This window comes from Neptuniibacter pectenicola (assembly GCF_001597735.1).
Classification (GTDB): Bacteria; Pseudomonadota; Gammaproteobacteria; order Pseudomonadales; family Balneatricaceae; genus Neptuniibacter; species Neptuniibacter pectenicola.
This window is the reverse complement of record NZ_LUTS01000001.1, coordinates 1-19,857: the sequence shown is the minus strand read 5'-3', so window position 1 is coordinate 19,857 and position 19,857 is coordinate 1. Positions and strand designations below refer to the sequence as shown.

Annotated in this window: 21 protein-coding genes; 7 read left to right on the top strand and 14 right to left on the bottom strand. The window is 44.4% G+C overall.

Translation table 11 applies throughout. From position 1 onward, the window contains the following. Positions 1-143: 143 nt before the first annotated feature. Positions 144-797, bottom strand: coding sequence for a DUF4253 domain-containing protein (locus A3773_RS00105; protein WP_067981459.1), 654 nt, complete (start codon positions 795-797; stop codon positions 144-146). A 97-nt stretch (positions 798-894) separates the two neighbouring features. Beyond that, positions 895-2,979: an elongation factor G gene (gene fusA / locus A3773_RS00100; RefSeq protein WP_067981457.1), complete on the bottom strand. Its 2,085-nt coding sequence runs from the start codon at positions 2,977-2,979 to the stop codon at positions 895-897. Between the two features lie 380 nt (positions 2,980-3,359). Between fusA and A3773_RS00095 the strand changes: the two genes are divergently transcribed. Next, on the top strand, positions 3,360-3,971 hold the full coding sequence (locus tag A3773_RS00095; protein ID WP_067981455.1) for a MiaE family protein: 612 nt from the start codon (positions 3,360-3,362) through the stop codon (positions 3,969-3,971). Positions 3,972-4,052: 81 nt separating this feature from the next. Here the strand turns inward: A3773_RS00095 and A3773_RS00090 are convergent, their stop codons facing one another. Beyond that, entirely contained in the window at positions 4,053-4,787 is a 735-nt protein-coding gene (locus tag A3773_RS00090) for a UDP-2,3-diacylglucosamine diphosphatase (protein ID WP_067981452.1), read from the bottom strand. Between the two features lie 2 nt (positions 4,788-4,789). Next, positions 4,790-5,320 (bottom strand): peptidylprolyl isomerase, encoded by a 531-nt coding sequence (locus A3773_RS00085; protein ID WP_067982639.1) that lies wholly within the window; start codon positions 5,318-5,320, stop codon positions 4,790-4,792. 283 nt (positions 5,321-5,603) lie between these two features. On the opposite strand from A3773_RS00085, the gene A3773_RS00080 reads away from it, so the two are divergent. Then, positions 5,604-7,271: a glutamine--tRNA ligase/YqeY domain fusion protein gene (locus A3773_RS00080; RefSeq protein WP_067981450.1), complete on the top strand. Its 1,668-nt coding sequence runs from the start codon at positions 5,604-5,606 to the stop codon at positions 7,269-7,271. Positions 7,272-7,364: 93 nt separating this feature from the next. On the opposite strand, the gene A3773_RS00075 is transcribed toward A3773_RS00080, so the two are convergent. After that, positions 7,365-7,913: a TetR/AcrR family transcriptional regulator gene (locus tag A3773_RS00075; protein ID WP_067981448.1), complete on the bottom strand. Its 549-nt coding sequence runs from the start codon at positions 7,911-7,913 to the stop codon at positions 7,365-7,367. 118 nt (positions 7,914-8,031) lie between these two features. On the opposite strand from A3773_RS00075, the gene A3773_RS00070 reads away from it, so the two are divergent. Together A3773_RS00070 and trhO are read left to right on the top strand one after the other, a co-directional pair. After that, entirely contained in the window at positions 8,032-8,670 is a 639-nt protein-coding gene (locus tag A3773_RS00070; protein WP_067981447.1) for a glutathione S-transferase family protein, read from the top strand. A 552-nt stretch (positions 8,671-9,222) separates the two neighbouring features. Beyond that, positions 9,223-10,230, top strand: a complete 1,008-nt coding sequence (gene trhO, locus A3773_RS00065; RefSeq protein ID WP_067981445.1) for an oxygen-dependent tRNA uridine(34) hydroxylase TrhO — start codon at positions 9,223-9,225, stop codon at positions 10,228-10,230. Positions 10,231-10,296: 66 nt separating this feature from the next. On the opposite strand, the gene hisI is transcribed toward trhO, so the two are convergent. Continuing rightward, on the bottom strand, positions 10,297-10,719 hold the full coding sequence (gene hisI / locus A3773_RS00060; RefSeq protein WP_067981443.1) for a phosphoribosyl-AMP cyclohydrolase: 423 nt from the start codon (positions 10,717-10,719) through the stop codon (positions 10,297-10,299). 129 nt (positions 10,720-10,848) lie between these two features. On the opposite strand from hisI, the gene A3773_RS00055 reads away from it, so the two are divergent. Next, a complete protein-coding gene (locus A3773_RS00055) occupies positions 10,849-11,031 on the top strand; it encodes a hypothetical protein (RefSeq protein ID WP_067981441.1) in 183 nt (60 codons plus the stop codon). A gap of 103 nt (positions 11,032-11,134) precedes the next feature. Here A3773_RS00055 and A3773_RS00050 read toward each other — a convergent pair whose 3' ends face one another. From A3773_RS00050 to A3773_RS00035, 4 genes are all read right to left on the bottom strand, one after another. Continuing rightward, positions 11,135-12,007 carry an MYG1 family protein gene (locus A3773_RS00050; RefSeq protein ID WP_067981439.1) on the bottom strand — a complete coding sequence of 291 codons (873 nt, stop codon included), beginning with the start codon at positions 12,005-12,007 and terminating at the stop codon, positions 11,135-11,137. Positions 12,008-12,312: 305 nt separating this feature from the next. Next, positions 12,313-12,891, bottom strand: coding sequence for a HupE/UreJ family protein (locus A3773_RS00045; protein WP_067981437.1), 579 nt, complete (start codon positions 12,889-12,891; stop codon positions 12,313-12,315). Between the two features lie 55 nt (positions 12,892-12,946). Further along, positions 12,947-13,366, bottom strand: coding sequence for a cytochrome b562 (locus A3773_RS00040; protein WP_067981435.1), 420 nt, complete (start codon positions 13,364-13,366; stop codon positions 12,947-12,949). Between the two features lie 147 nt (positions 13,367-13,513). Further along, positions 13,514-13,966, bottom strand: coding sequence for a hypothetical protein (locus tag A3773_RS00035; RefSeq protein ID WP_067981432.1), 453 nt, complete (start codon positions 13,964-13,966; stop codon positions 13,514-13,516). 507 nt (positions 13,967-14,473) lie between these two features. Between A3773_RS00035 and A3773_RS00030 the strand changes: the two genes are divergently transcribed. Both A3773_RS00030 and A3773_RS00025 read left to right on the top strand, forming a co-directional pair. Beyond that, complete coding sequence (locus A3773_RS00030; protein ID WP_067981431.1) at positions 14,474-15,448, top strand: DUF1852 domain-containing protein; 975 nt, start codon at positions 14,474-14,476, stop codon at positions 15,446-15,448. A 44-nt stretch (positions 15,449-15,492) separates the two neighbouring features. After that, positions 15,493-16,521 carry a methionine synthase gene (locus A3773_RS00025; protein ID WP_067981429.1) on the top strand — a complete coding sequence of 343 codons (1,029 nt, stop codon included), beginning with the start codon at positions 15,493-15,495 and terminating at the stop codon, positions 16,519-16,521. 592 nt (positions 16,522-17,113) lie between these two features. Here the strand turns inward: A3773_RS00025 and A3773_RS00020 are convergent. The 4 genes from A3773_RS00020 to A3773_RS00005 all read right to left on the bottom strand — a co-directional run bounded on the left by A3773_RS00020 (position 17,114) and on the right by A3773_RS00005 (position 19,609). Continuing rightward, on the bottom strand, positions 17,114-17,650 hold the full coding sequence (locus A3773_RS00020) for a hypothetical protein (protein ID WP_067981427.1): 537 nt from the start codon (positions 17,648-17,650) through the stop codon (positions 17,114-17,116). Between the two features lie 123 nt (positions 17,651-17,773). Further along, entirely contained in the window at positions 17,774-18,241 is a 468-nt protein-coding gene (locus tag A3773_RS00015) for a hypothetical protein (protein ID WP_067981426.1), read from the bottom strand. Positions 18,242-18,434: 193 nt separating this feature from the next. Further along, complete coding sequence (locus A3773_RS00010) at positions 18,435-19,091, bottom strand: esterase/lipase family protein (RefSeq protein ID WP_067981422.1); 657 nt, start codon at positions 19,089-19,091, stop codon at positions 18,435-18,437. 125 nt (positions 19,092-19,216) lie between these two features. Beyond that, positions 19,217-19,609 (bottom strand): VOC family protein, encoded by a 393-nt coding sequence (locus A3773_RS00005; protein ID WP_067981420.1) that lies wholly within the window; start codon positions 19,607-19,609, stop codon positions 19,217-19,219. Positions 19,610-19,857 lie beyond the last annotated feature (248 nt).

Genomic DNA, 19,857 nt, shown 5'->3' with positions numbered 1-19,857 from the left:
TACAAGGGATGCGGTGTATATAGGAGGTTGAGGTGTGTAATTCATTCGCCCACAGGGTGAGGTCCTACACGGGATACGGTGTCTATAGGATGTTGGGTGCGTAATTCATTCGCACTGGCATCCGTACCGGGCATGAAGGTGGGTTAATCCCACCAAAAATACCAGCTGTCGTGGTTGATTAGCATCGATGCGAGTTTAGCGACGCTTTCTACGCCTTGGTCTACGATGTCGTTGCAGTAAGCGTATTGCTGCCAAGCGAGTGCCATCGCGTCTTCTTCGGTTGTAGGTGGGTTGCTAATATGGGCTTCGATCAGGTCATTGCTGACGGCAACGATCTGTGCGCCGTATGCTTGCTGCCAGTGTTTCCATATAGCGCAGTGGATGTCTGGGGTAGGGCATTGGTTCCAACCGCCAAAGTTGAAGTAAGCGGGTATTTTCCAGTTACGATCTGTCTTTATTTTTGCGCCGATTAAGTCGCTGATTGGTTCGCCTGTCATGATGTCTTGGGCTAGGCTAAAGCTTTGTTTCTCTTTTGATTCGCCTTGCCATGTACCGGTGATCGCGGGGAGGTCAATTTCATCGTTTAGTACATTGAGTCGTTCTTGCAGCCACGTGTTGGGGTTGATCAAGGTTGAGTCTTTGATGATCTCTTTTGGGCTGCGCTGGCGGGATTCTATGGCGTCTTCGATATAGGTTAGATCTTCTTGGGTACCGCAGACAATAACCTTGTTGTCTTTGCCGCAGGATTTGATTGCTTTGTTATAAGCGGTTGTGGCGTCAAGGTTAATAAATTTCATAGGGTGGCTCTAGGTTTTATCGGGTTTGCTAAATGGACTATACAAAAAAGCCCGATGATTTCTCATCGGGCTTTTTGTTGTGCGTTAAGTAATTAGATTACTTAGCGGCATTGCGTGCTTTAACGTCAGCAATAACCGTTTCTGCAACACTTGTTGGACAAGCGCTGTAGTGAGAGAACTCCATAGAGAACTGACCACGACCGGATGTCATTGTACGTAGGTGTCCGATGTAACCGAACATTTCAGATAGTGGAACGTCTGCTTTAATACGTACACCAGAACCTGCTGCTTCTTGACCAGAGATCATGCCGCGACGACGGTTAAGGTCACCGATAACATCACCTACGTGATCTTCTGGCGTGAACACGTCAACTTTCATGATAGGTTCAAGAAGCTGTGCGCCTGCTTTAGGGATAGACTGACGGAATGCGCCTTTTGCAGCGATTTCGAAGGCTACAGCAGAGGAGTCAACCGCGTGGAAACCACCGTCGAAAAGCTCTACTTCAACGTCTAGTACTGGGAAGCCAGCTAGAACACCCTGTTCCATCATGCTCTTGAAGCCTTTCTCAACAGCAGGGAAGAATTCTTTAGGTACGTTACCGCCTACAACTGTAGAGGTAAATGTGAAGCCAGAGTTTGGCTCACCTGGTTTGATACGGTAATCGATTTTACCGAACTGACCAGAACCACCAGACTGTTTCTTATGGGTATAAGAATCTTCAATCTCTTTAGTGATTGTTTCGCGGTAAGCTACTTGAGGCTCACCAACAATTAGGTCAACGCCGTAAGTACGCTTAAGGATATCTACTTTGATATCTAGGTGAAGCTCGCCCATACCACGAAGGATTGTTTGGCCGCTATCTTCATCTGTGTGTACTAGGAATGTTGGATCTTCTGCAACCATTTTACCAATGGCAAGACCCATTTTCTCAGCACCGCCTTTATCTTTAGGCTCAACAGCGATAGAGATTACTGGCTCAGGGAATACCATAGCTTCAAGCGTACATTCATGTTTAGGATCACAAAGTGTGTGACCTGTCTGTACGTTTTTCATGCCTACGATAGCGATGATGTCACCGGCTTGAGCGGATTCAAGTTCTTTACGCTCGTCGGCTTCCATTTCACACATACGACCAATACGTTCAGTTTTGCCTGTGAACGAGTTGAGGATAGTGTCGCCTTTCTTCAACTTACCGGAGTAGATACGGATAAAGGTAAGGGCACCGAAACGGTCATCCATGATTTTGAATGCAAGGGCACGGAATGGCTCGTCAACAGATACGGTAGCAACCTGACCTGTTGGTTCACCTAATTCATCCGTTAGATCCTGTGGAACAACTTCTGTCGGTGATGGTAGGTAATCTACAACGGCATCAAGGATTAGCTGGATACCTTTGTTTTTGAATGCGGAACCACAGTATGTTGGGAAGAACGCTAGTTCAAGTGTACCTTTACGGATGCAACGTTTGATCTCTTCAATAGAAGGTACTTCGCCTTCCATGTAAGCCATCATTAGGTCGTCATCTTGCTCAACAGCTGTTTCGATTAGCTGTTCGTGGTACATATCAACGTCGTCTACCATGTCGGCAGGTACGTCTTTAACTTCGAAGTTCTCAGGTAGGCCAGTATCATCCCAAACGTAAGCTTTTTTGCTTAGGATGTCGACAACACCAACAAAGTCATCTTCACGACCGATTGGTAATGTCATAACAAGAGGCTTAGCCGCTAGTACGTTTTCGATCTGCTCAACAACTTTAAGGAAGTCAGCACCCAAACGGTCTAGTTTGTTTACGAAGATGATACGGGATACGCCGGATTCATCTGCATAACGCCAGTTAGTTTCTGATTGTGGTTCAACACCACCAGAACCACAGAATACGCCGATGCCGCCATCAAGTACTTTAAGAGAACGATATACTTCAACAGTGAAGTCAACGTGTCCCGGAGTATCGATTACGTTCATACGGTGATCTTTCCAGAAAGTGGTGATCGCCGCGGACTGAATGGTAATACCGCGCTCAGCTTCCTGTTCCATGAAGTCAGTAGTAGATTCACCATCGTGAACCTCACCAGTCTTATGGATTTTACCCGTAAGCTTTAGGATACGTTCTGTTGTAGTGGTTTTACCCGCATCTACGTGCGCGAAAATACCAATGTTTCTGTACTTGGATAGGTCTGTCATCTCTTTACTCGACTATGTGAGGTCCTAAAATTGCGCGACAGTATACAGTCTTTTTTATGACTTTTCGAAGAAAAATTACAAGTAAATGGGGCTTTTGATTAGTTTTTTTTTATCCTTGGAATTTATCGAGAAATTAACGCCGCTGGCGAGAGGGTTTTTAGCCTGTTTTACAAGGGCGCGGGCGGTGTTTTTTCTAGTTGCTTGTTAGTCGGTAACGGTGTCTTTATTGCGTTGGGTATCGAATAAAAAGAGAGTAGGACTGCGCTTTATCAATTTATTCATACTTTGTCGCGGTTCTCTGGGTATGGGGTGGTGCATGCGTATTCATCGCTCGCTATAATGCCTCCCCACTTTAGTTAGCATGGTATTGGATACAATTAATGGACGCGCTCGATGAGATTAAAGGCTTTTTAGCCTGTGAAACCCCTGATTTATGGATTCAGGCGGCACTGGCCAATCAGGATATTTTATTGATCGATCATGCCCATTGTGAAAAGAAGGCGGCATCAACGGCGATGCGTTTGATGTTTCGCTATGTAGATCGTGTTGACCTGTTAAATAAAATGTCCCGTTTGGCGAGGGAGGAGTTGATCCATTTTGAGCAAGTGCTTGCGATTATGCAGGAGCGGGGTGTGGTTTATACGCACCTTTCATCGGCACGTTATGCTGGTGGAATGCTGAAAAAGGTACGTACCTATGAACCCGGCCACCTTATTGATCTATTAATTGTAGGTGCATTTATAGAGGCTCGATCCTGTGAACGGTTCGCCAAACTGGCCCCTTTCTTAGATGATGAGCTGGCTAAGTTTTACCGTTCATTACTTAAATCGGAAGGGCGTCATTATCAAGATTATCTTGGTTTAGCGGAAGAGTATGCGGGTGAGCCTATTGAAGACCGTATTCAAGTCTTTAGAGAGGTGGAACAGAACTTGGTTGAAAGTGATGACGATGAGTTTCGTTTTCATAGTGGTAAGCCGACATTTATGGCGTAAGGCTGGCTGAGGTTATCAGCGCTTGTTAAGGCAAGCGCTTATCGTAATAACTGAATACTCTTTATCTAGCGTACGTCTTATTTAAGGCGCATCGGCAATACCAAAGCTGATCAGTTGATAGTTGTCATGATCGACTTTTAAATACCAACCCTGCGTGTCCCAATCCCCGAGTACAATCCTAGTGGCTTCATGGCCTTGAGTATCAAAGGTATGGATGGCTGGACGGTGGGTATGACCATGAATCATGAGCGTAACATCGGCCTTGTTAAGCTGCTTATTCACTTCATCGGCATTAACATCCGTGATGTAATCATCCTTTTCCGCTGTCCGTTCTTGACTGGTGGTGCGTAGCTGTTTTGCGAGGGCTATACGTTCATCTATAGGTTTACTGAGGATCTGTTGTTGCCATGCGGGGTTACGTACCATCGCACGAAACTGCATATACTCTTGATCGTCAGTGCAGAGCTGATCACCGTGCAAGATGAGCGCCTTGCCTATGGGCAGGGTGTGTACGGTTTGTTCGGGAAGTAACTCGGCCCCAATACGGTCGGTAAAGTCTGAACCCACTAAAAAATCACGGTTGCCATGTTGAAAGTAAATTTTGCAACCGCCATCACTGAGCTGTTTGAGCTGAGCGACTAACGGCTCAATACCGGGTACGGGCGCATCATCGCCGATCCAGGCATCAAAAATATCACCTAACAGGTATAACGCATCAGCACCTTGAGCGGTGTGTGATAGGAAAGATGAAAACGCCCGAGAAAGATCCGGGCGTTCGGGTTTCAGATGTAAATCTGAGATGAAATAAACAGACATGTTTACTCTTCAGTGCTTTCTGCTTCGGCGTCTGCTTTTTCGTCTACAAGTTCAGCCGATTCAATAATGATGTCTTCTACAGGCACATCTTGATGGCCCGCACGCATCGTCGTCGCAGCCGTTTTTAGTTTGTTAACTACATCCATACCTTCAACGACTTTACCAAAGACGGCATAACCCCAGCCTTCTGTTGTTTTAGCCGTATGATCCAAAAAGGTATTATCGGATACGTTAATAAAGAATTGTGCAGAAGCGCTATGCGGGTCCATTGTCCGCGCCATTGCAACCGTACCCGCTGCATTGGAAAGTCCGTTATCGGCTTCGTTTTCTATTGTTTCGCGTGTTACTTTTTGAACCATGCCCGGTTCAAAGCCACCACCCTGAAGCATAAACCCGTTAATCACGCGGTGAAAAATCACACCATCGTAAAAACCGTCGGTTACGTATTGTTCAAAGTTTTCTGCTGTTTTTGGGGCTTTTTCGTAATCAAGCTCTAAGGATATGTCACCAAAATTGGTATGGAGAATTATCATCGTTATAGTGTCCACTTCTTCGCCTTTAACCGGGCCATTATACTCAAGTCGAAAAGAAACGCATCCTTGTTTGTTCTTTGGGAGTAACTCTAAAGGCAATAGGGCGCTCCGAAGAACTGAACGGACTAAATAATAGGTAAATCGATCAATTTGTTTGTTTGTGCTCTGCCATTTATAGAGAGCATCCGTTTATAATGGGGCAACTTTTTACTCGCCTTACGGATTTTGACCGTATAGTAAGGCGATACAGAATTCATGCTATTCCAGGATTAAGACGCTACCTATGAGCACAACAGAAAGCAGCAAGCCAACAAACTTCATCCATCAAGTGATAGAACAGGATCTGGAGCAGGGTAAAAACGGCGGTAAAGTTGTTACCCGTTTTCCGCCAGAGCCCAATGGCTACTTGCACATTGGTCATGCTAAATCGATCTGTTTGAATTTTGGAACAGCAGAAAAATATAAAGGTGGGTGTAATCTTCGGTTTGATGATACAAACCCAGAGAAAGAGAGCCAAGAATATATCGATTCTATTATTGAAGACGTTAAATGGTTAGGTTTTCAATGGCAGGGCGATATCTGCTACACCTCCAATTACTTTGATCAGCTTTACGCGTGGGCGGTATACCTTATTAATGAAGGTAAAGCCTATGTGTGTGACTTAGGTCCAGACGAAGCGCGTGAGTACCGTGGTAACTTCACTACACCGGGTAAAGATAGCCCGTATCGCAACCGCAGTGTTGAAGAGAACCTCGCACTCTTTGAAAAGATGAAAAACGGTGAGTTTGCGGAAGGTGCTTGCTCTTTACGCGCCAAGATTGATATGCAATCACCTAACATGAACCTGCGTGATCCGATGATCTATCGTATCCTGCATACTAATCACCATCAGACAGGCGATAAATGGTGTATCTATCCCATCTATGATTTTGCCCATGGCCAATCTGATGCTATAGAAGGTGTGACGCACTCGATCTGTACCTTAGAGTTTGAAGACCACCGTCCACTGTATGAGTGGTTTCTTGAAAACTTACCGGTACCGGTGGTGCCTAAGCAGTATGAGTTCTCACGTTTAGAACTTAACTACACCATCACCAGTAAGCGTAAGCTTAAACAGTTGGTGGATGAGAACATTGTCACCGGTTGGAATGATCCACGTATGCCGACAATCTCTGGTTTACGTCGTCGTGGTTATACCCCCGCATCGTTACGTAACTTCTGCGACATGGTGGGTGTTACGCGCTCCAATGGTGTGGTTGATATGGGGATGCTTGAAGCCGCAGTGCGTGAAGATCTCGATAAAAACTCGCCACGTGCCATGTGTGTTGTTCGCCCTTTAAAAGTGACAATCACTAACTATGATGACGCGTTAGAAGAGTGGTTTGAGCTACCGAAACATCCAAAAGATGACACAATGGGTATGCGAAAAGTGCCTTTTACTCGCAACTTGTTGATAGAGCAGGATGACTTCGCTGAAGTGCCTCCTCGCAAATGGAAACGTTTAACACAAGGTGTGGCGGTTCGTTTACGTGGCGCTTATGTCATCACTTGTGATGAAGTGATTAAAGACGCTGAGGGTAACGTGGTTGAACTTAAATGTTCATACGATGCGGCTACTAAAGGCGCTAACCCGGAAGGGTACAAACCTAAAGGTGTTATTCATTGGGTATCGGCTGATAACTCTGTGCCATGCGAAGTGCGTGAATATGATCGTTTGTTTACGGTTGAAAACCCTGACGCGGATAAAGAACGCGACTTTAATGAATTTATCAATCCTGAGTCACTTGTGGTAGTAACGGGCGGGCGCTGCGAGAGTGGTTTAGCGGATGCTGCGGTTGAAAGTCGCTACCAGTTTGAGCGGACCGGTTACTTCTGTGTTGATGCGGATTCTACGGCAGAGACCTTAGTGTTTAACCGTACGGTTGGATTGCGCGACTCTTGGGGTAAGTAATACACCTACGCCTAACATTAGGTACGCGATAAAAACGGTCTCTTTAAGAGGCCGTTTTTTTATGCGCCTACCGGGCGGGACCCTATTGAGTCGTTAAGGGTTAACGCCCTCACGGCAGGCATTGAGCAGACGTTCGGCAAAATCATCCTCGTTCACCGCACGGGCAATGGCTAAGCCTCCAATCATCAGCACGGCTTTTTTCATTGCGTCTTTTTCGCTCAGGGCTTTTTCATCGCCATTCAATTCATGAATGTTATCAATAAAACCTTTTAGCACGCGGGTATAGGTCGACCGTACGTTGTCATCACGTTGATGGATGTCGGTGGTTAAAAAAGCAAGCGGGCAGGAGAACTCACCTTGTCGGTGTTTATCGCTTAAATAGGTTTCAATAATATCGGCTAGCTTAAACCCTGATTGCTCTAAAGTATGGCGTTTAGCGAGCTTGGCGGCCGTTAAAATCGCTTCGGCATAGAGCTCGCTTTTAGAGTTAAAGTGGTTGTAAAACGCACCGCGGGTAAGGCCTGCATGCTTCATCACATCGTTGATCGCTACATTATCAAACCCCTGTTTGGTAAAGAGTTCGGCTGCGCTGCTGATAATCTTTTCGCGGCTTGTGTTTTTTTGCTCTGTTGTCCAACCCATTAGCTATCGCTCCTCGCTTGCGTTAAATGAGTATGGCATAGGTTCAAAATATGTTCTTGAACATATAGTGGTAGTTACTACAGTGGTACCTCATTATTCATAAAACTGGAGTACAGTTATGACCGCACCTATTAAAATTTACGGCCCCTCTTTTAGCACGTTTGTACGTAGTGTCATGATGGCATGTGAACTTAAAGGACTCGCTTATGAAGTTACGACAGAGGTGAATGGTGAAGAGGTTGGCTTTCATACTGCGGGCCATAAAGCGATTCATCCTTTTACCAAATTCCCCGTGCTATTAACCGATCAAGGTCCGATTGCTGAGACCGTCGCGATTTTGCATTATTTAGAGAATGCGTACGGTGGTACGCCGTTGTACCCAACCGATGCGTTTGCCCAAGCGCAGGTTGAGCAGTGGAGCGGCATTAGCGGTATCTATGTGGATTTTAAGATTGTTCGTAAAGTGCTGTTGGAGTTTATTTTCCCCCAAGGTGAAGATGGCTCAGTGCGCATGGATAAAGTAGAAGCTGCGCTTCCCGGGGTTGAGCATGGATTAGCTGTTGTTGCTGATCAGTTAGCGGAACAGCCTTACCTGTGCGGTAATGAAATAACAGCGGCCGACCTGATTTTGATTCCAATTATCGATTACATCGAAAAAGCAGAAGTGGGTAAACCCCGCGTTGCTAAACATGCCAACCTATTAGCGTACATTGAAAAAATACGTGCAGAAGCCTTTGCCAAAGATATTCTGGGTTAAGGAGCGTAATTCATTCGCTCACGGGGTGAGCTCCTACAAGGGATGGGGTGTGTCTATAGGGGGTGTTTGTAGGAGGCCAGCCTTTATGCTCGGAACGAGTGTCTGGCCGAAGGGATTGGTGTTTTCGTTGGGGTGGATGCGTAATTCATTCGCCCACAGGGTGGGCTCCTACAAGGGATTGGTGTGTTTGTTGGGGTTGGGTGTGTAATTCATTCGCTCACGGGGTGAGCTCCTACAAGGGATTGGTGTTTTTGTGGGGTTGGATGCGTAATTCATTCGCCCCGGCACCGACAGGGGGTATTTGTAGGAGGCCAGCCTCTGGCCGAAGGATTGTGTTTGGGTTAAAGAGCGTAATTCATTCGCCCACGGGGTGAGCTCCTACAAGGGCTTTCATCGATAGTATGTGCGCTTCCTTTCCTAATGCTTTAAAATCCGTTTTCTGAGTATTTTACTCGGTTTTCAGGTAGGTATTCCCTACATTCTGTTTGCTATGTGGCCACGTTGGCTGCCTCTATTTTGCGTTGGGATTACGCCCCAATTAGCGGAGTCTATATGTCTAACCCAGATCAAAACAACACCCCTATAGTGGTGTGTGCCTTATATAAATTTGTCACCCTCGATGATTACGAAGCGTTACGTCAACCACTGCATGACTGTATGGTCGAGGCGGACGTTAAGGGCACCTTGCTGCTTGCGGTGGAAGGGATTAACGGCACCATTGCCGGTACACGTCAGGGGATTGATGCGGTCCTTAATTGGTTGCGTCAGGATGAGCGTTTATCGGATGTAGGTTATAAAGAATCGTTTGATAGCAGCAATCCGTTTATGCGGACCAAGGTTAAGTTAAAGAAAGAGATTGTGACCATGGGGGTTGAAGGTATTGACCCTAAACGTGTGGTAGGCACGTACGTTAAGCCGAAAGATTGGAATGCGTTAATCTCAGACCCAGATGTTGTACTGGTTGATACCCGTAATGACTATGAGGTGGCGATTGGTACTTTTGAGAACGCTTTAGATCCAGAGACAAAAACGTTCCGTGAATTTCCTGAGTATGTTGCAAATAACTTAGACCCTGAAAAGAACAAAAAAGTGGCGATGTTCTGTACCGGTGGTATCCGTTGTGAGAAATCTACGGCCTACTTAAAAGAGCAAGGGTTTGATGAGGTTTATCACCTTGAAGGCGGCATTTTAAAATACCTAGAAGAAGTGCCTGAAACCGAATCTATGTGGAAAGGGGACTGTTTCGTATTTGACGGTCGTGTATCCGTAAAGCATGGGCTCGAAGTGGGTGATTACGATCAGTGTCATGCGTGTCGTATGCCGATTACCGAAGAAGAGAAGCAGTTAGATAGTTATGAGCGTGGTGTCAGTTGTCTACATTGTATAGAGACCATGACGGATGAGCAGAAAAGCCGCTTTAGAGAGCGGGAACATCAAGTTCAACTGGCGAATGAACGGGGCGAAGCCCATTTAGGCGGCGATGTGCAAGATGCGGTTAAAGCACACCGTAAAGCAAAAGAAGCCTACCGTGAAGCGCAGAAAGATCGCTCTAATCGCTAATCATCTAGCGAATAAAAAACCACGCCATTGCGTGGTTTTTTATTGTCTTATTTTCGAGCGCTGCGCCTATTCTGCGCAGCACGGCTCAGCAATAATCTCGATCTGATCACCCTTTACCGCATGGAAGAAGCAGTTAGAGCGTTCGGTATGGCAAGCGGGCCCCGACTGATTGACTAAGCACAGTAGGGTGTCGCCATCACAATCAATACGCATCTCGACCAAATGTTGCACGTGCCCAGAGCTTTCACCTTTGCGCCAGTAAGCTTGGCGGGAGCGGGACCAGTAACATACGTGGCCCGTTTTTAAGGTTTCCTCAATTGATGCGCGGTTCATCCACGCCATCATTAAGACTTCACCGGTTTCGTTTTGCTGAGCGATAGCGGGAATTAATCCGTCCTCATTAAAACGTAAATTATCTAAGGCTGAGGTTAGATCTGTTTGAGCGCCGATTTTTGCGGACTCTAAATCGTAGTAAAAGTTGTTTTTCATAATCGAATTCGTCTATGCAAGCTGATCTTGCGGGCATCATACCACAAGCTTATTTAGGGCTAAGGAATAAAGATTGAATTTTTATCCGATCTTGCACTCAAACAAGGAGTCAGTAGATGGATATAAAAAATGAAGATACGTATTAGTTTATTAGTGTTTGTTGTGACTGTATTGATAACCTTATGTTGCGGACGCTATTGTTCAACCCTTATCGCTGAACAGGCCGATCAGAGAGGGGCGCAATCAACGCAATCTATGTCTGTGCCCAAAGATAGCAAGAGCGAGGGGCAGGGTGGTTTAACCGCAACGTAAACGTTTATAAAAGGAAAGAAGCTTCCCTTTTATAAACCTGTTTATCAATTGCTAAGCGTAACGCTGCTAGCAACCAAATGATCTGTTTAGTTGAAGCGCCCGTTTAAGCGTATTCAAGTGCCATTGCTGCCATTTTCATTGTGCTTTCAAACGACTCAGCACCTGCAATAAATAATCCGTTATGGCAGAACATAGCATCATCAAGCCCTGTCACTTCTTGCAGGGCTTGATCAGATAAGCCCGCCCAAGGTTTAGGCAGTGATTTTCTATCTTCAAATGACCCCGGTTCTACCGGAACGGTTTGAATTCGCCATTGACCCGAATCTGATGGATAGATCATGTAGAGCGCCTCTTCAGATAAGGCGTGTACGGTTCTTTTCCAGGGGGTAAATTTTTCTAACACAATGACGCGTGGATCTTTGGCATCTTCAATCGCCTTAGCGACAATCGATTTGGCACTAATACCGCCATTTGCTGATGCAATAAAGCGTGTTAAAACGCGCGTGGCAAACTCAACCGCCTCATCAAAGCCGGTATCAAAGTGACTATCTTCCTGCCATGTCGGGTTAAACATAGAGATTGTTTGGCTAAGGCTAATCCCTTTAGCAACCCCTTCTACATGGCCACAATCGATGGCATCAATGGTCGAGACAAGGCCCGCATCGACAGAGTCCGCGACCTCTTGATTGCCTTGGCATATTTCTAAACCATAGGTTTGCCAAATCAAACCAAAAGAAGAGTAGGGAATACCGTTCTCGCGCTCACCGGCACCGCCCCGTTGATGATGATCAAAACGGCCCGTCTCGGGGTCATATTCACCGCCCACATCAATCGCAAGATCAGCCTTAGCAATCAAGGCTAAATCACGTGTGCGTATCAGTGTAAGCGACGGAAAAATATGTTTAAGTGCAGCGATACTAAATACGTCATCTGCATGAAAATTACCGCTGTGCGTTGCTACTGTTATATCAGTCATTGGTTTTGTCTTATCAAAAAGGAAGAGGGGGCTGATTAAGCTTACAGTATGGCGTCCCATTGTGAGGGCATTTAATCAGTAAAAATCATAGGGGCGATCCTATAGGAAGACCGTCATTAAAAATAGGGGGCTTTTAGTTGTCTAAAACTAGCTCGGTTTAAAAAGTGGCGGTTACTGCCCGTAACCACTGGAGGAATACTTGGGTTAGCCATTCTCTAATTGGTGAAAGCATCATGGCCGCTGTTTACCGTATGTGTAGAAAGCGGCCATGATTATGGCGATCTAATAAGCGCCTGATGAGGTTTTTACATGATAACTAAGTGGAAACCTATACCTGCGATACCCGCGCCTAGATACCTTAAGAGCTGTGCTCCATTAGATAGTTGAGTGGCAATTGTGCCGATCAACACGCCTATAACATGGATACTCGCTGTGCCTACAATAAAGCCGAGGGCATAATAGGCTGGGTTTGCTAAGTAAGGCATTTCAATGCCGTGGGCGTAACCATGAAAAATCGCAAAAAAACCGACAAAACACATGGCCAAAATAGGTGCAATTTTTCTCTCGATTGTCAGTGAGATACCTAAAACAAGCACCGAAATTGAAATGCCAGTTTCCACAGACATTAAGGCAATATCATTTAAGCCTAGAACACCGCCTACTAGCATGACTAATACAAATGTTGTAGGTACTAACCATAGCGCACGGCCGCCCATTTGTGCGCTAAGAATACCAACACTTAACATGGCTAATAGATGGTCAAACCCAAGGACAGGGTGAGATAACCCCGCTATAAAGCCTCCGCCATTTGCTTGATGTGCAAAAGCGACGCTGGGAAGAAGTATGGAAAGAATAATGCCTGAGAGTGTTAATAGTCTTTTCATAATGAGTCCTTGTTTGTTTCTTGTTTTTACCTAAATCAGGTGATTAGGTTCCTTTTTATTTAAAAAAGCTTAGGAACATCTCCCAGAGACCGGGCTTAGCTTTTTTATGGTACTCCGTACGCAACTGGTCGATTGTGCTGAGCTCTTGTTGAACTAGGCTGAGGTTGTCAGCTGTTGCTGGTGGAATCGCATCAACAAAACGCGCTACTTTATCTAAACCTTCCAGCGAAATGACTTTACGTTCCGGCGAAAAATCATAAGCTTGCGCGCTTTTGAGGTAGGTTTTGAACTCGCCAAGATTTTGATTAAAGCCCTGAGCTGAATCGGCATCCAATGCATGTTTATAATGCAGTCGCATCTGCTTCATGGTTTTCTTTAAATTTAGGGGTTCCCCTGCGCTGCTATATCCAGAGAAAGCGACTAACAAGATAAGCGACAAAGCACTCAGTACTAGTTTTAACGATAAGCGCTGCATAAACAAACTCGACCTTCACAGTGATTAGAGGGTATTTACGAAGCAATATACCAGATCTTCTGTAAGATCACCCCATTGTTGAGCACCACTCGCCACCCTTGTTGTGACTGGGGTGGCGAGCGGGTTTATCGGTTGTGTTCGGCTACTTTAGCAAGCCTGTTCCTGAAAGGGGATCACAACGGCTTGTTTCCCTACAGCGATCGGTTGGCCTCCCTGTGCCGCCGCGTATCTTTCCGCTTCGGGCAGGGATGTGAACCAGATATTGGGGTAACCGGCATGCTTTAATGCCAAATTGTAATCAAGCGGTTGTGCTTCGGGGTGGGCTTTGATCGTTGTCTTGTAGTCTGACCAATTAAGGTTTCCAGCCTCTAGGGCTAGCATGTGCAATATATGTTTGCGCTGGATAGTCATTCGTTGACGGTAGAGTTCGGGTAATGAAATGTGGCGAAAGGTTTCGCTGGCAATCAATCTGCGCAACACAGGCAGAGAGTGTGGACGTGAATCAGATCTAGCCGCACGGTGTAATGATTTTGCTACACGTAGTATCAGTTTAAGTCTGTCGTTTTCGGGTGTGTTAAGACCACGGCTGGGCTTTGTCATATGCATATCGCCTACTTTAATCGGTCTACTCGCTATCAACCTGAGATGATATGCAAGCGGCTGCTTGCGAAATATATATGATTGGCACTATCGCTTTTGCGAGGCAGGCGTCCAATAAGCCTAAACGCATTATCCTCTGACGAGACTTTGGCTGTCAACCGGTTGGCTTTCGTTGCAGCGTGGGTGAGCGCCATCACCTTATAACGAACAGTAGAGATCTTATGTTCGAACCCACCTAAAAAAATATGACAGCGATCTGTTGATAGTCCTCGTATTTTTAATTATGAATTTAATTCAATAAAATTTGAATATAAAGCATTTTTATTCATCATAAAGAGCAGGTATAAAATACATTCAGCTATTCAGCTATTCAGCCTAGACAATATTGCAGTTGACTCTGATAAGGCCATACAGGCCAACAGAGGGAACCGGCACAATAAGCTAAACAGGCGAGACATAGTCAGGAATCAATTCAGGCTTTATACAAGGAATTAGGGTGCGATTACGATGAATACAGATTTTACCTTTACGATTAAGCGCATTGGCTTCGATAAAAACTATCGCCCGTCAAACAATACGCGCATTACAACTAACTTTGCCAATTTAGCCAGAGGCGAGCGTCGTCAAGAGAACTTGTCTAACACCCTAGAGATGATTGATAACCGTTTTAATGCCATGGCCCATTGGGATAACCCTAATGGGGATCGTTACTCTGTCGAATTAGACATTATTTCTGTTGATCTCGATATTGAGGGTAATGGCCAAAGCTTCCCCGCGATTGAAGTATTAAAAACAAACATTGTTGATCATAAAACGGAAGAGCGAATCGAAGGGATTGTTGGCAATAACTTTTCTTCTTATGTTCGCGATTATGATTTTAGTGTCTTGCTGTTGGATCATAATAAGCATCAGTCCACATTCAGTATTCCAGAGAACTTTGGTGACCTGCACGGTAAGTTGTTTAAATATTTTGTTAATTCAACGGCTTATAAACAGCATTTTACAAAACCGCCGGTGATCTGTTTGAGCGTTTCTGACAGTAAAACGTACTATCGAACAGAGAATCAGCACCCTGTTTTAGGGTTTGAATATCAGCCGAATGAGCCATCCTTGACGGAGCAATACTTTGAAAAAATGGGCTTACAGGTGCGTTATTTCATGCCCCCAAATAGCGTGGCTCCGTTAGCGTTTTATTTCTTTGGCGATTTGCTGAATGATTATACCCCCCTCGAACTGATCAGTACGATCAGTACGATGGAGACCTTTCAGAAAATCTATCGTCCTGAAATTTATAATGCCAACGCTGTGGCAGGCCAACGCTATCAGCCTAAGTTGAAAAACCGAGATCACTCCGTCACCCAAATTATTTATGACAGAGAAGAGCGAAGCCAATTAGCTAATGAACAAGGTAAGTTTGCTGAAAAGCACTTTATCAAACCTTACCAAACGGTGCTTGAGCAATGGTCCGCTAATTACGCTTAAGCATTACGTTCAATTATTCAATGACAGAGACGGCATGATTTATTATGAAAACACTATTACCAACATCAACCGCAGGCAGTTTACCTAAACCTTCGTGGCTTGCAGAACCTGAAACACTCTGGTCGCCTTGGAAGCTGCAAGGTGAGGCATTAATTGATGGCAAACAGGATGCATTACGTGTGTCATTACACGAGCAGCAACAGGCGGGTATTGATATCGTCAGTGATGGCGAGCAAACGCGGCAACATTTTGTGACAACCTTTATTGAGCACCTAGACGGTGTTGATTTTGAAAAACGTAAAACCGTTAAAATTCGCGATCGTTATGACGCGAGCGTCCCCACGGTTGTTGGTCCTGTTTCCCGCCAAAAACCTGCGTTTGTTGACGATGCTAAATTTTTACGTCAGCAAACCAAACAACCGATTAAATGGGCATTGCCTGGCCCCATGACGATGATCGACACGCTCTATGATGACCACTATAAGAGCCGTGAAAAGCTCGCATGGGAGTTTGCCAAAATTCTTAATCAAGAAGCCAAGGAGTTAGAGGCGGCAGGCGTTGATATTATTCAATTTGACGAGCCCGCATTTAATGTTTTTTTTGATGAGGTTAATGCGTGGGGGATCGCGTGCCTAGAGCGGGCAATTGAAGGGCTGAAATGTGAAACGGTTGTACATATCTGTTACGGCTATGGCATTAAAGCCAATACCGATTGGAAAAAAACATTAGGGTCCGAGTGGCGACAATATGAAGCGGTGTTTCCCAAGCTGCAACAATCGAATATCGATATTATCTCATTAGAGTGTCATAACGCCCATGTCCCTATCGAGTTACTTGAACTGATTCGAGGTAAAAAAGTGATGGTAGGGGCGATTGATGTCGCGACTGACAAGATTGAGACCCCTGAAGAGGTCGCCGACACCTTGCGAAAAGCACTTGAATTTGTCGATGCTGATAAACTCTACCCCTGTACCAACTGCGGTATGGCACCTTTATCTCGTCGAGTCGCCAGCGCCAAGCTCGAAGCATTAAGAGCAGGTACAGAGATTATTAGACGGGAGCTTTTAGCTTAAAATAACGGGCTCAGAAAGCCTTTTTAGTGAGAACGCTTCACTATCGAAAATTGCTTTCAGTAAGGTATCTGAGCCGGTTATTCCTATTGATGCTTATGCTCGAATCCATCTCTTTTTATTTTTATACGCCATAAACACAAAATTAAACTGAATAATCTTATTAGCATACGGGACTCTCGATAGTGCGCTGTAGTGGACAAAACAGCGAGGATTATTTGTAAACTCAATGTGTTCATAAAATTGATTAGCCGCTGGTGGCGCAGCTGAACATTCAATGCTAAGCGGTCGTGACATACTTCACACACCTTGTAAAAACCTGTAAAAGAATATGGCCTAGTTAGGTATCAGCCACCAACATGCACGATGCAAGACCTGACCCCTTAGGTTTTTGATTCTCCTTTTCGCTTAGACATAATGACTTCCACGAGGTGCTGACCCCCATTTTCGTGGGTTAGCTGAAAGCCAGAGGCATACGATAGAATGGGGGTAGAGTAAAAATAAACGCATTTAATCTAAAAGCTCATTTAAGCCTCCTATGTATTTAATTTTACTCTGACTCTGTTTGTTTTTTAGCCTACTTTTATTAGGCTATTTATTGAATTAGCTTTCTAAATTCATTGTTCTGCACAACTTTACCAATGAGGTTTTGAACGGCTGGCATTAGCGCCTGAGCTGTTTGGTTACAAGCCGTTTCGCCATAAAAGCTTGTTGTATATGAATAATTTTCTGATGCGGAAAGGGAATGTCCGTTTGATGAATTAACAGTAAGCGCGAGATTCCATGTCCCTGAGTTTGATGAGAAATCGATAGCGTCTAAATTTCCTGTCAGTGTAATTGTTGCTGAATTGGAATAAGCCTCTGCGATTTTCAGCTCATCTACTAAAGCTTTTTTAATAAAGTTCTCAAAGGTCTGTCCGTCAGGAGTTTTAATTGGACCAACGCCACGACACATGATTTCTGTTTGGCCTGGTTTCGACGCGGTAAACTCACCTACATCCAGTTTTGTTCCATTGATCTCTTTTAAAGCCGTTACATTATCGACTGATATTGAATAACGGTTAGCTGAGTAGGTTGAGCAACCTGTCATAACTACGGCTAAGAACAACGTTACAATAATTTTTGGAAACATACTTTTTATTCCTTGTTTGTTTAAAAATTAGTAGGCCCAACGTGCCTGCTTGTTAATGAAATTTGGTGTTCCATATAGCGCTTACAGCAGTTGAGTGTATCATGTGTCAACTGCCTGTTTTTGTTAGCTGTCAGCAACTTTTCTTCCTGACGAATCTTCAATCCAAATTGTTGAACCTTGCGGGCTTAGCTTCCCTTTAACTGTATATACCTCACCAGCTTTAGGAGAGAACGTTACATTTTTCTCGACAGTAAGGTCATCTGAAAACAGACCCTGAGCATCAGTTGGGTAAAAAATATGACCTATTACTGAAAAGGTTTGTTCCTGAGTAGTTACCTGATGCTCTTTAATAATTGGAGAAAACATCGTTCCCTTTCCTATGTGGGCTACTCGGGTTAAATACCAACTTGTTTCTACTCTTTTCTCATCGATTTTAGTGACATAAAAATAGTGTGCATCAAGAGACGTTTTGTTGGCATATGAGTCCATGACTGTTGCCGTTTCTCCCGAGTACCCTTGTGGAATAGGCTCATAGAAAGAAGCACAGCCACTAAGAGCTACTAATAAGAAAATGCAAATAAATCTAAACATTATTAACCACTATCCTTTGTTGGTTTGATTGACAGAAACTTACGGCTCAAGCCTGGCATTGTGCAGTACCCGTTATTCTTCGGCTCACTGTAGAGTAACTAACTCCAATATAATCACTTATCTCCTTCATGGTGTAATGGCCACTTTCATAAGCTTTCAGCAGGAACACATGCTGTGTTCGTTTAACGTGTAGTTAGAGCGAAACCCTATGATGCTGAAACTTTCCCTTTTTCAGGAATATTTTTACTTGTTGAATCACCGCATCATCTCGCATAAGAAAGGGGTGAGAAACGGGCATAATGATGTGGTCAGTCATCCCTTTTACTTTTGTTTTTTCGACAGACACTTTGCCATCGTCAGGGTTTGGAAGCATTTGAGAAAGTATTGGATTAATAGTTGAACTGCCCGCTATTACGCCTACTTGATAGGTCACTGCTCCAAGTGAATTTGGAACACTTGTTTTATCTGTGCCTAATTCTAAACCTGCAGGGCCATTAATAAATTCAAATCCAGGAACGTTTTTTAATTTATCAACAACCTCACTTCCTTTATTCGGTGGACCTAGCATTACCACACGACCTAAGCGGTCTAATTTGTTATCACTTAAATATTGACGTAACACAATCCCACCCAAAGAGTGAGTGACAAAATTTATGGTTAGGTTAGGTTTACATTGCGCGACAGCATTAGGAATATAATTTTTGGCTATACTTTCAATATCATGTTTGGTTGAAGGGTAGTCAAAGTTCACTACGGCATAGCCAGACTTTTCAAGTTCTGCTTCCATTTTATTCATAGAACTATCGGAACGAGCCATCCCATGAAGTAAGACAACACATTCCTCAGCCATTGAAAAAGTACACCATAAACACAAAATTAAACTGAATAATCTTATTAGCATACGGGACTCTCGATAGTGTGCTTTAGTGGACAAAGCGCGCTTGATCTTGCCCCGATAAAACGGATAGGTGCTCCTTAGTCGCAGCGGTACATTCCACAAATTTTATGACCATCGAGATCCAAGAAATAGCACAGGTGCTTTTTGCCAGTAGAATTATCACGTAAGCCTGGAGGAGCTTCAATGCTAGTAGCGCCGTTTGATATGGCAACAGAATGAAATTCTTTTACTTGCTCTGGTGAGTCACAAGCAAAGCCAATAGTTGAACCATTAGCTGCACATGCGGGTTCACCATTTATAGGCTCAGTAACACAAAACACTGACCCATTATGAACATAGAACAGTCGTTTCTGGCCAGTGTCATTTACATTATGTACTGGCTCGTTGATACCTAGCACAGCTAATACAGCGTTATAAAAACGTTCTGAACCTTCTATATCATCGGTTCCGATCATAACATGGCTAAACATTTCGATATCCTTTTAACAACTCAATGACAATTCATTTATTGAGATTTAATTGATGAAAGCTACGTAAAGGCATAGGAGCCTAACGCTTTGCTAAGCAGCAATAAAATAGCTGGCTAAAATTAGCGAGGAACGAGCAAAAGCCAGCTGTTTTTTGTCCGTTTAAGCAACTTGTGTACGCCCAGCATGGGCATGAACTAATGAGGTGAAAGTCCTCTGTAGGAAGGTCACCATCCATAGCGATTTATATC